Source organism: Hymenobacter segetis (assembly GCF_038448715.1).
GTDB lineage: Bacteria > Bacteroidota > Bacteroidia > Cytophagales > Hymenobacteraceae > Hymenobacter > Hymenobacter segetis.
Window position 1 is genome coordinate 17,575 of sequence record NZ_JBCEVZ010000060.1, and the last position, 11,161, is coordinate 28,735.

11 protein-coding genes are annotated in these 11,161 nt (G+C 56.6%); 10 read left to right on the forward strand and 1 reads right to left on the reverse strand.

What is annotated here, in order from left to right; translation table 11 throughout:
* The first annotated feature begins 41 nt into the window (after positions 1-41).
* The gene (locus AAFH49_RS18295; RefSeq protein WP_342300450.1) at positions 42-1,097 is read left to right on the forward strand and encodes a toxin-antitoxin system YwqK family antitoxin; all 1,056 of its coding nucleotides are present in this window, start codon (positions 42-44) and stop codon (positions 1,095-1,097) included.
* A 5-nt stretch (positions 1,098-1,102) separates the two neighbouring features.
* On the opposite strand, the gene AAFH49_RS18300 is transcribed toward AAFH49_RS18295, so the two are convergent.
* Positions 1,103-1,462, reverse strand: coding sequence for a YraN family protein (locus tag AAFH49_RS18300; protein WP_342300451.1), 360 nt, complete (start codon positions 1,460-1,462; stop codon positions 1,103-1,105).
* Positions 1,463-1,624: 162 nt separating this feature from the next.
* Here AAFH49_RS18300 and lipB point away from each other — a divergent pair, with 162 nt between their 5' ends.
* The 9 genes from lipB to porM all read left to right on the forward strand — a co-directional run bounded on the left by lipB (position 1,625) and on the right by porM (position 11,106).
* Positions 1,625-2,443: a lipoyl(octanoyl) transferase LipB gene (gene lipB / locus AAFH49_RS18305; protein WP_342300453.1), complete on the forward strand. Its 819-nt coding sequence runs from the start codon at positions 1,625-1,627 to the stop codon at positions 2,441-2,443.
* Between the two features lie 11 nt (positions 2,444-2,454).
* Positions 2,455-2,874, forward strand: coding sequence for a hypothetical protein (locus AAFH49_RS18310; RefSeq protein ID WP_342300455.1), 420 nt, complete (start codon positions 2,455-2,457; stop codon positions 2,872-2,874).
* 56 nt (positions 2,875-2,930) lie between these two features.
* Positions 2,931-4,013, forward strand: coding sequence for an MraY family glycosyltransferase (locus AAFH49_RS18315; RefSeq protein WP_342300456.1), 1,083 nt, complete (start codon positions 2,931-2,933; stop codon positions 4,011-4,013).
* Between the two features lie 14 nt (positions 4,014-4,027).
* Complete coding sequence (locus AAFH49_RS18320; protein ID WP_342300458.1) at positions 4,028-5,221, forward strand: DUF4271 domain-containing protein; 1,194 nt, start codon at positions 4,028-4,030, stop codon at positions 5,219-5,221.
* Between the two features lie 75 nt (positions 5,222-5,296).
* Positions 5,297-6,115, forward strand: coding sequence for a uroporphyrinogen-III synthase (locus AAFH49_RS18325; protein ID WP_342300460.1), 819 nt, complete (start codon positions 5,297-5,299; stop codon positions 6,113-6,115).
* 185 nt (positions 6,116-6,300) lie between these two features.
* Positions 6,301-7,299: a PorP/SprF family type IX secretion system membrane protein gene (locus AAFH49_RS18330; RefSeq protein WP_342300463.1), complete on the forward strand. Its 999-nt coding sequence runs from the start codon at positions 6,301-6,303 to the stop codon at positions 7,297-7,299.
* Positions 7,300-7,548: 249 nt separating this feature from the next.
* Positions 7,549-8,568, forward strand: coding sequence for a T9SS ring complex lipoprotein PorK/GldK (porK, locus tag AAFH49_RS18335; protein ID WP_198069399.1), 1,020 nt, complete (start codon positions 7,549-7,551; stop codon positions 8,566-8,568).
* A gap of 109 nt (positions 8,569-8,677) precedes the next feature.
* Positions 8,678-9,451 (forward strand): type IX secretion system motor protein PorL/GldL, encoded by a 774-nt coding sequence (gene porL, locus AAFH49_RS18340; protein ID WP_342300467.1) that lies wholly within the window; start codon positions 8,678-8,680, stop codon positions 9,449-9,451.
* A 53-nt stretch (positions 9,452-9,504) separates the two neighbouring features.
* Positions 9,505-11,106, forward strand: coding sequence for a type IX secretion system motor protein PorM/GldM (porM, locus tag AAFH49_RS18345; protein ID WP_342300469.1), 1,602 nt, complete (start codon positions 9,505-9,507; stop codon positions 11,104-11,106).
* Positions 11,107-11,161 lie beyond the last annotated feature (55 nt).

The following is an 11,161-nucleotide window of genomic DNA, read 5'->3' on the forward strand; positions in this document are numbered from 1 at the left end:
CTACCTTTGCGTTGATGCCGCGAAAATATCCCGTGCGATTCATGCGTATTATTAGTCTGTGGCTCCGGCCGCTACGCTTTCTGGTCCTGGCCCTGGTGCTGCTCACGCTGCTGCCGTGGGCGTGCACCCGCAAAGCCGTTTCTTTCAACAGCAACCCCGAGCAGCCCGCGCTGGCCGTGCTCGCGGCCGATACGCTCACGCGCACCAGCGACTCGCTCAACGGCAAGCCCTCACTCAGCACGGCCCGCAAGGTGGTGCTCACCAAGGAGCAGGAAAAAGCCGCCAAGGATGCCGAGAAGGACACCCAGCGCAAATTAAAAAAGAAGAAGAAGAACGTCTTCCTGGGCGAGAAGATGAAGCGGGCTTTCGTGAAGAGAGGACCCAAGGGACGCAACCAGGAAATTGCCATTTTCTACTACCTGAAGTATCCCAAGCCGCTGAATGCCTACGCGCCAGCCTATTATTACTACGACACCAAGAAGCATAAAATCCTGAAGCTGGCGGAGATACAGGAGGATGTATCGACCCTGAAAATCATGCATGGCCCTTACAAGGTGATGCAAAACAACAAGGTGCTCGAAACCGGCTACTACGCCCTCGGTACCCGCCACCTGCGTTGGGAAAAGTTCGACAAAAACGGCGTGCTGCTGAGCAAAACCCACTACGAAATGGGCTTCCCACGCGATGCCAACGTGAGCTACTATGGCGAAGACCGCAGCCTCATCAACGAAGTGGTGCCCTACGTGAACGGCAAGCTGGAAGGCGACTATGCCAAGTTCCTCATCAACGGCCAGCCCGACTGGCGCGGCCAGTTCGAAAACGGCAAGCGCGTGGGCACCTGGACCAAATATTGGGGCTTCCGGGGCCGCCGCCGCTACGAGTATCAGTACGCCGAAACCGGCTACGACCCCGAAGTGACCGAGCCCGAGCTGGTGCGCGAGTACAACCGCAACGCCGTCCTCATCTACGACAAGGAAAAGAATATCGACAAGCGCGGCCAGCCCGACGTGGAGGACCGTCCCGGCCAGCACCGCCCCACCGTGGCCCCCCGCACCGTGCCCCGCGCCCCGGCCAAAGTGCAGCCCAAGCGGAGATAGGTGCCTTAATAAAAAGCGTCCTCAAAGTGCTCGATGCGAAAGCCCTGGCTGAGCAAGGTCAGGGCCAGAATGTCGAATCGGATATCGCCGCGCCAGTCCAGCTCTTCCTGCAAGTGCGTGGCTGCGAGGCGGAATAGCTCCTTTTTGCGGTTCGATACAAACGTCTCAGGTGGGCCAAACTGGCCGGAGGAACGGGTTTTTACTTCCGCAAATACCAGCAGTTCCGTGCCGCGCCGCAACACCAAATCCACCTCGGCCCGGCCGTGGCGGTAGCTGCGGGCCAGCACCTCGTAGCCTTGGCCCAAGTAGTAATCAGCGGCCGCCGTTTCGCCAGCCTGGCCTAGTTCGTGGGGAGCGTGGGCCATAAGCGGGTAGCTGGCGAAGGAGTGAAAACAGGACAGTGGGGGAGTAGCGCACCGCAGTGCAAGCTAGTGGTTTGGCCCGCACGCACCAACAGTGATTCAATGGGGCAGGCCAATGCTTGCCGCGCTTAGTACCTTTGTATCCTGTTTCATCAACCCTCCCTCATGGCCTCCTTCGTAGAACAGTTCCCCCCGCAACTGCTCGACGCCGCCGCTCCCGACGACGCCCGCCCCGCTCCCAACCGCTCGGTACAGGTGCAGCGCCTGGGCTTGGTCGACTACGTGCCCACCTGGCAGCTCCAGGAGCAGCTCATGGATGCCACCCTGGCCATCAAGGTCCAGAACCGCGCCGCCGAAACCACCGGCGAAGCCCCGCAGCCTACCCCCAACCACCTGCTGCTCTGCGAGCACCCACATACCTACACCCTAGGTAAAAGCGGCAAGCCCGAGCACCTGCTCCTCGACGAAGCCGCCCTCACGGCGCACGAAGCCAGCTTCCACCGCATCAACCGCGGCGGCGACATCACCTACCACGGCCCCGGCCAGCTGGTGGGCTACCCCATTCTCGACCTCGATAACTTCCGGCCCGATATCCATTGGTACCTGCGTGTGCTGGAAGAAGCCGTCATCCGCACCCTGGCCGAGTACGGCCTGAACGCCGGCCGCATCGCCGGCCTCACCGGCGTGTGGCTTGATTGGGAAGAAGGCGCGCCCAACCCGCGCAAAATCTGCGCTCTCGGCGTAAAATGCAGCCGCTGGGTCACGCTCCACGGCTTCGCTCTCAACGTCAATCCCGACCTCTCTTACTTCGGCCACATCGTGCCCTGCGGCATCACCGACAAAGCCGTAACCTCCCTGGCCCAGGAATTGGGAAGCGCCGCCCCGCTATCAGTAGCCGAAGTGCAGGAACGCCTGCTGCCCCACCTGCTGGCCCTGCTCGGTGCCACCGCCGACGCTCATCAACAATCCGTTAAAATCAGATAAATCCACGGTTCGTGAAGCAAGACATTTCTTTTGACCCCGTAGAGGGCGTTTCGGTGGCCGTAGTGCCCGCCGAGGACAATGCCCTCACGCCCGACGGCCTACCCATCTGGCAAGTCTACCTGCTCAATCACAATGCTTTTCCGCTGGAAAACGTCATCGTCAACGCCAACGGCTACAGTCAGCCTGAGGACGGCGAGAAAGTCCGGACTTCCACCCTGCGCTACCTTTTCGAGGTAGTGCCGCCCCACTCCGCCGTACCCATCGAGCCCTTGGATTCAGCTCTGCTGCACCTCAACAACCAATACTGGGTGAGCTACTACCACGGTCCCAAAATCTTCGACAAAAAATTCATCTTCGTGCCTGATTCCATCGTGGCCGATAATTTTACCCACATCGCCCTGCTCGACCGCGTGGGCGTGCTGCATAGCTAAACGTGTTGCGCTGGCGGCTGGCCGGCGCTGCTCTCTGTCTTTTTACTGTATTGTCTATGAGTCATTTTAATATTCCACTGGGCCTTTCCTGGATGTGGGCGCTACTGGTGTCTCTGTTCGCGGTGCCGTCCATCATCTACATTGCCCACCTCAAGAATATGCTCGATACGCCCAACGGGCGCACCGTGCACCAGTCGCTCACGCCGCGCCTGGGGGGCGTGGCCGTGTTCGCAGGCTTCATGTCGGCCCTCACCATTTTCGCACCCCTCGAAAACGGCGTGAAGGAGCTGCTGGCCGGTTGCATCATCCTGTTTTTCGTGGGCTTGAAGGATGATTTGGTGGGAATGTCCGTTTCCAAAAAATTTGTGGGCCAGCTCCTGGCCACCGGCATCGTCATGATAATGGCCGATGTGCGCCTCACCAGCTTCCAGGGTATCCTCGGCATCGGCACGCTGCCGGTGGGCATCAGCTACGCCTTCACCTTCTTCGTGATTGTGGGTATCACCAACGCCATCAACCTCATCGACGGTCTCGACGGCCTGGCCGGCACTATTGTGCTAATTATCTGCAGCACATTTGGTTACTATTTCTACCAATACGGCGGGCCCAGCTACAGCAACTATGCCTACGTGGCCGTCTGCCTCATCGGCGGCCTGCTGGGCTTCCTGCGCTACAACTTCCACCGCGCCCCTATTTTCATGGGCGACACGGGCTCGCTCGTCTGCGGCTTCATCGTGTCGGTGCTGGCCATCCAGTTCATCGAAATGGGCCTGCGGGTCGGCCAGCCTTTCGGCTCCTCGGCACCGTCAGTAGCCGTGGGCATCCTGTTTGTGCCGTTGTTCGATACGCTACGCGTGTTCTCCCTGCGCATGGCCGCCGGCAAGTCGCCCTTCTCACCCGATAAAAACCACATTCACCACCGCATTCTGGCCATGGGCTTCCAGCAAATCAGCACCGTGCTGCTGCTGGGCCTGCTCAATATCCTAGTCACGCTCTCCGTCATCCAGTTCGCCTACCTCGGCAATACCGTGCTCATTATCGCGCTGGCCATCTTCTCCGCCCTACTGAGCATCTTCTTCGGGGTGTACCAAAGCCGAATTTCCCGCCGCCAGCTGCTGGCCGCCGAAAGCAGCAATTAGCCGCTATTCAATAGATGAAAACCCCAGGCTCGTGGCGCATGCGGTGGCTGCTGGCCATCGGTCTGTGGCTGGCTTTCGCAGCCAGCTCTGGCCCCGTGCGTGCCAGCGAGTACCGCCAGCTACCCCCGGCCTCCCCCACATCCCTCTCCGCCGACTGGCTAATCCACGATGCCGGCCGCAACCGTCTCATTTTCTATCTGCCCGGCTATCACCAGCCGGCCCATGCCTATTACCAGTGGGTGCGCGTCAGCCACACGCAGCCCTTCCCGCTGTCCTTTGCCGCTCAGCGTGGTCTGAGCTTATTTATTGATAATCAGCTAGTATTTACGGCTGGCAAGGCTGGTAACTATTCGCTCGACCTGGCCCGGCTGCTGCCTGCCAATCTCTCTTCCGGCAAACACCTGCTCGCCGTATGGCAGCCCGATGGGTCCCCGGCCCTGGCCTCATTCTCGGGCGTGAGCAACACCCCCGCCGGCACCAGCCCGTCCGCCAAAGCCAGTATCGGCCAGGCCCAGCCCCGCCTGCCCGGCCCCCAGGGCCAGAACGTTTACTTAGGTTTTCTCCTCGTCTTGGGCCTGTGTTATGGTGCCGTGCGCACCACTTACCAGCCCGGTATGGCGCGCATTTTTCAGCTCGATGAGCTATTCGGCCGCAACAGCGACCAGCAAGCCTTCCTGACCAAGCCAGCCTTTTCGCTGCTCAACCTACTGCTGGTTCTGCTCTTCGCACTGTCGTTTGCGCTGCTGCTCACTGCCATCCACACCGACCTGCAAAACCTCCCTCTGCTCCGCCGTTTCTTCGATGTGCCCGAAACTGCCATCGTGGCCCGGGTGCTGCTCTACACGGCCGTTATCACCACCTTTGTTTTTGGCAAGTACTTGTATGTCAAAATAATGGGCTACATCTTTGGTCTGGAGCCCTTAGCCGATATTCAATACCGCGAGTTTCTGCGCACCACCTTATTGGCCGGCTTGTTTCTGCCGCTGGTGCTTCTGCTCTACCTCAGCCTCAACGGCAACTGGCCCCACACCGTAGCTTGGGCTGCTAGCGCAGCCATCGGTGTTTTGCTGGTCGGCGCGGTGCTACGGGTGGCCCGCACCCTGCACCATTACGCCTCCCTCCTGAATCTACATTTGTTTGCTTATCTTTGTGCTACTGAAGTACTGCCTTTACTGGTTTTACTTAAACTTATAGTTTTTACGTATTGATTGTCTTCATCCGGCAGTTTCGTTCAGCTCCTTTCGTCTCTCTTATTGTCCTAAGCATTACCCTTTCCTACCTGTATGGCCGATAGTGCAGATAAGCCGGGCACAGGCCGGCATGCCAAGCGCATAAGCAGCATTCTGGTTACCCAGCCCAAGCCCACCACCGACGTTTCCCCTTACTTTTCCATTGCCGAGAAATACGGTATTAAAGTGGATTTCCGGGAGTTTATTGACGTTCAGCCCGTATCCTACAAGGATTTTCGGAAGGATAAAATCAATATTCTGGAGTACACGGCCGTAATCTTTACGAGCCGCAATGCCGTCGACCACTTCTTCCGGATTTGTCAGGAAGCCAAGCTGGAGATGCCGGCAGAAATGAAATATTTCTGTATTTCCGAACAGACGGCGAATTACCTCCAGAAGTACATCGTCCTGCGCAAGCGCAAGCTCTTCGTAGGCGAGCGCACAGCCGCCGATTTGTTCGACGTCATTAAGAAACACAAGGGCGAAAAGTTCCTGTACCCCTGCTCCGATATCCGCAAGGATGACCTGCCGGTGTTCATGCGTGCCAACAACCTCAAGTTTTCGGAGGCCGTCATCTATCGCACCGTGGCCAGCGACTTGTCCGACCTGTCGGATGTGAAATACGACTGCATTGCGTTCTTTAGCCCTTCCGGCATCAGTTCGCTCTTCATCAACTTCCCCGATTTCGTGCAGGAAGGCACGCGCATTGCCGCCTTCGGCCCCACCACGGCCAAAGCCGTCATCGATGCCGGCCTTATCCTCGATATTGAAGCGCCCCATCCCAACGCGCCTTCCATGACTGGAGCCATCGAAGCCTACATTCGGCGGCACGCCCAAACCGATGTTGGGAAAGCCAGCGCGGAAAACGCATAACCCGATAAGGGGTTTGCGTAAGCAACTGAGAACCGGCGCAACCCATCATTGCGCCGGTTTTTTTTGGCCAAGTTTTTTAAAGACGGTTTTTCCCTTACATTTGGAAGCTGTTCTCCTACATTGTGCCCACCCCGCACTTTTTGCACATCCACCTCCCTCTTCTTTCACCATCACCACCCCGCCTTATGAAAGGAACGTTACTCGTTACTCTGCTGCTCACAGCTGCGGCTGGCTCGGCGCTTGCCCAACAGCAGCCCCAGTTCACGCACTACGGCCTGAATGGCATGTATTTGAACCCGGCCTACGCCGGTATTAAAGGCCAAGGAGAGGTTAACCTCATCGGCCGCTACCAGTACTACAACTACAACGGCACCTTCGACGGCAACAACGGTTCGCCGCGCACAGGTATGGTGACGGTTTCGCTGCCCGTTCTGGCCCTCAACGGCGGGGTAGGCTTGGCCGTGTATTACGACCAGGTAGGCCAGTCGAAAATGACCAATACGGCCCTTTCTTACTCGCAGCACGTCAAGCTGGGTTCGGGCAAGCTGGGCTTCGGCATCCAGGGCATCTACACCTACCTGAGCAAAGGCACCTATATCGCCATCGATGCGAATGACGTGAACGTGCCCAGCGGCGCTTCCGACAGCAAATTCGATGCCGGTGCTGGCATCTGGTACGAGTCGCCGAAGTTCTACGCCGGTATCAGTGTCAACAACCTGCTGCGCTCGGAGTATTCCTTCAAAAGCGCCGGCAATGCAGGCACTCCCAGCAAGTACATCGCGGAGAATCACGCCTACTTCACGGCCGGCTACAATATTGAGGCCTCTTCTTCCGTTGTAGTGACTCCGATGGTGCTCGCGAAAGCAGTATTACCGGGCGATTTCTCCAGCTCAAGCAAATTCAACAACTCTAAGAACTACTCTTTCGAAGGTGGCGTTCGTGCCACCATTGATGACAAGTACTGGATTGGTGCCAACTATCGCACCGAGGAATCCGTTTCGGGACTTCTTGGCTTAAGCTTTGCAAAGGATAACGCCGTGCGTCTGGGCTATGCGTTCGACTTCATTGCCTTCAACCAGGATGCCCGTGCGTTCAGCTCGCACGAAATTATGCTCTCCTACCGCTTGCCCAAAGCGACGATTAATACCCGGCCAGCCATTCGCACGCCTCGTTATAGCTTCTAATTCTCCTATTTTCTTATCTTGTACTCAGGATGAGCATTGTCCTATTCAGTTAGGATAAAATTTAGTCGGCCTCGCAGAGAATAAAACGGATTAACCGAGTTATTTACGCTATTCAGCGTGTTTACCCTCAATTTGGTCGCCTTTTGCGAAAGGCAGGTATTGCACCGCGACCTAAAAAAGTGTAGATTTGCCAGCCCATCCAAATGTACTTTAGCGGTATCGGCAATTAAAACAGAATTTCTAACTCTCATGAACAAGCTTCTAGCACTATCCCTTTTCGCTATTTCCGGGGCATTATTAGGCGGGTGTGGATTTGGCAAAGGCCCTACGGGTGACCTCGTTGGTTCCGAAGACCGTCCGTTCTTTAATCCTCAGGAAGTGCCATTTGGAATGGTACCCTGCCCAGGAGGCACGTTTCACATGGGCCAAACCGACCAGGACATTTCCGCGTCGATGGTGAACATGAACAAGCAGGTAACCATCGCCGGCTTCTACATGGACGAAACGGAGATTACCAACAACGAATACCGCCAGTTTGTCGATGCCATCAAACAGGACTCTTTGGATGTTCTGGGCGAAGAGTACGTGATGACCGAGCTCTACCCCGACACTACGGTGTGGGTACGCGACTTCACCTACCATATGGGTGACCCACTGCTGGAGTACTACTACACGCACCCCGCTTTCGATGACTATCCCGTAGTCGGCGTCGACTGGTTTGCTGCAAAGTATTTCTGCAACTGGCGCACCAAGTTCCGCAACGCTGCCCGCGAAGAAACCGGCTCCGCTGCTGACCCGAACTTCCGTCTGCCCTCCGAGGCTGAGTGGGAGTACGCCGCTCGCGGCGGTCGTGACTTGGCTACGTACCCCTGGGGTGGTCCTTACTTGCGTAACAGCAAGGGCTGCATGCTGGCTAACTTCAAGCCCGGCCGTGGCGACTATGCTTCTGACGGCTTCGCCTACACTTCGGAAGTAGGCTCCTTCTTCCCCAATGACTTTGGCCTGTACGACATGGCCGGCAACGTCTCGGAGTGGTGCGATGATGCCTACATGGAGGCTTCGGTGCCGGTGGTTTGGGACTTGAACCCCACCAACCCGGACGACAACGAGCCCCGCAAAGTAGTGCGTGGTGGTTCGTGGAAAGACATTGCGTACTTCCTCGAAACCGGTACCCGCAATTTCGAATACCAGGATTCGGCTCGTTCCTACATCGGCTTCCGTTGCTCGATGATTCAAATCGGCATGGGCACGAACAGCTCCCTCAACTAAGATTTCAAACGGCTGACGCCACCTTTTAACCACCCTCCCCCACACCTTCTTCAACCTCTTTCAATCGTTAAACCTCATGGCAGCTAAAAGTTTTCTTTATGATTCGCTGATGCCCAAAATCTATGGCATCGGTGCAGCAGTTGTAATTGTTGGTGCCTTGTTCAAAATTGAACACTGGCAGGGTGCCGACATCATGCTGATTGTGGGTCTGGGAACGGAAGCCGTTATCTTCTTCCTCAGCGCATTCCAGCCCCAGGCACACGAGCCCGATTGGGCATTGGTGTACCCGGAATTGAACGATGGTTACGACCCGTCGACCAGCAGCCGCCAGGTAGGTGGTGCCAACGATGCCAAAGGCCTGACGATGAAGCTGGACGATATGCTGAAAAATGCTAACGTAACTCCCGAGGCTCTCACCAGCCTGGGCCAGGGCCTGAACCGCCTCAGCACCACCACTTCGCAGATGTCGCAACTGGGCGAAGCTGCTAACGTGACCGACGAATACACCAAGAAAGTGCGTTCGGCTGCTGACTCGCTCGACAAAATCAACGTTGCTTACGGCAACACGGTAGAAGCTATTTCGGCCATGTCGAATGCTACTTCGGATGCCAAAGAGTACCACATGCAGGTACAGAACGTGACCAAGAACCTGGGCGCGCTGAACGCAGTGTACGAAATGGAATTGCAGGATGCCAACACGCACCTGAAGTCCATGAACCAGTTCTACGGTACGCTGAGCAAGGCCATGGACAACATGACCCAGGCTGGCAAAGACACCGAGCAATTCCAGAAGCAAGTATCTGACCTGACGGGCAACCTGACGTCGCTGAACCGGGTGTACGGCAACATGCTGAACGCCATGCGTGCCCCGGCCCAGGCCTAAGCACTGACTCAGCGCATCAGATAGTTCTCATCCAATTTTAGCGGAAACAGATAATGGCAGGCGGAAAAGAAACCCCGCGGCAGAAGATGATTGGCATGATGTACCTCGTGCTAACCGCTCTTCTGGCGCTCCAAGTGAACTCAGCGATTCTGCTGAAGTTCAAGTTCATCGACGACAGCTTGATTGACGTTAATGGCAAAACGAATCTGGCGGCTGATAATACCGTGAAAGGTATTCAGGCGGCAGTGGACAAGAACCACAACATGGCCAGCGATGTGACCGTGTTGAAGCAAAGCGAAGAAATTCGGACCAAAACGAAGGCAATGATTGCTTATCTGCAGGACGTTCGTGACAAACTCATCGCTGGCACGGGTAACGTGAAGGGCTCGCCCGACTTTAAAGACCCGGATGCCAATAACAAAGTGATGCCCATCATGCTGGGCGGCAAAAAGAATGGCTTGGCCTATCCGCTGAAGGCAGAGTTGAATAACTACTCGACCTTCATCAAAACCTACGTGCCAAATGCGACCCCGCTGGCACTGGACGGCCGCGAAGATTCGCGCATCATCAACTCCAAGGAGCACACCACTATGGAGCAGCGCAACAAGGACTTTGCTGAGCTGAACTTTGAGAATACGCCGCTGGTAGCTGCCCTGGCAGTGCTGTCGCAGAAGGAAACCGCTGTGCTGAAGCTGGAAGCTGATGCCCTTTCGGAGCAAGCTAAAAAAGTAGGTGCCAAAATCGTTTCGTTCGACAAAATCGGTGCTTTCGCTAGCGCTGAGTCGAACACGGTAGCTGCTGGCACGAAATACAAAGCCGAGCTTTTCCTGACTGCTTCGGCCACCGGCCTGCAGCAGAAAATGACGCTGAATGGCAGCCCGCTGACGGTAGGCCCCGATGGCCACGGCAAGGTGGAATTCACGGCTCGTCCGGGTAACTTCGATGCTTCCGGTAACGCTAAGGCTTCGTGGGAAGGTCGGATTCGATTCAACCAGAATGGCCGCGACACCACTTTCGTAGTGAAAGTGCCTTACACCATCACCAAGCCGGTGATGCAGATTCAGTCGGCTTCGGTGCAGGCGCTGTACTTCAAGTGCGGCAACAAGCTGAACGTTTCGGTGCCTGCTTTGGGTGCTCAGTACAAGCCTAGCTTCTCGGCTTCGGGTGCTTCGGCTATCCAGGGTGCGAAGGTTGGCGATGTGACGCTGATTCCGAACTCGAAAGAAGTAACCCTGAACGTTAGCAGCGGTGGCAATGCCATTGGCTCGCAGACTTTCCAGGTGCGTCCCATTCCTAAGCCCACCATCGAGTGCTGGGTAGGCGGCCGTCAGGCCAACGAGAAGCAGGGTACCCCCGGTACGGCTGTTCGCTCGCTGAACCTGCGCGCTATCCCGGATGCTGGTTTCGCTACCTTCCTGCCCGATGACGCGAAGTTCCGCGTGTCGCGCTACGAAGTGACGCTGGTACGTGGTCGTCGTCCTGCTTTGCCGACGAAGACTATCACCGGCCCGCAGGCTGACCTGAGCGATGTGGTGAATGCCTACCGCGACGGTGACCGTCTGTACATCGAAGTGAAAGAGGTGCAGCGTCAGACCTTCCAGGGCAACGTGGAGCCGGTGAGCGTTTCGAAACAGTTCAACATCCCGCTGCTATAATATCTACGCTGTAGTCACGTTAGCGAACTATCTTAAAATCAATTTGCTTTTGCCC

Coding starts and splice junctions, on each gene's coding strand:
- porM (WP_342300469.1), top strand. CDS start 9,505: ATGGCAGGCGGAAAAGAAACCCCGCGGCAGAAGATGATTGGCATGATG.
- porL (WP_342300467.1), top strand. CDS start 8,678: ATGCCCAAAATCTATGGCATCGGTGCAGCAGTTGTAATTGTTGGTGCC.
- AAFH49_RS18330 (WP_342300463.1), top strand. CDS start 6,301: ATGAAAGGAACGTTACTCGTTACTCTGCTGCTCACAGCTGCGGCTGGC.
- AAFH49_RS18325 (WP_342300460.1), top strand. CDS start 5,297: ATGGCCGATAGTGCAGATAAGCCGGGCACAGGCCGGCATGCCAAGCGC.
- AAFH49_RS18315 (WP_342300456.1), top strand. CDS start 2,931: ATGAGTCATTTTAATATTCCACTGGGCCTTTCCTGGATGTGGGCGCTA.
- AAFH49_RS18295 (WP_342300450.1), top strand. CDS start 42: ATGCGTATTATTAGTCTGTGGCTCCGGCCGCTACGCTTTCTGGTCCTG.
- AAFH49_RS18320 (WP_342300458.1), top strand. CDS start 4,028: ATGAAAACCCCAGGCTCGTGGCGCATGCGGTGGCTGCTGGCCATCGGT.
- AAFH49_RS18300 (WP_342300451.1), bottom strand. CDS start 1,462: ATGGCCCACGCTCCCCACGAACTAGGCCAGGCTGGCGAAACGGCGGCC.
- porK (WP_198069399.1), top strand. CDS start 7,549: ATGAACAAGCTTCTAGCACTATCCCTTTTCGCTATTTCCGGGGCATTA.
- lipB (WP_342300453.1), top strand. CDS start 1,625: ATGGCCTCCTTCGTAGAACAGTTCCCCCCGCAACTGCTCGACGCCGCC.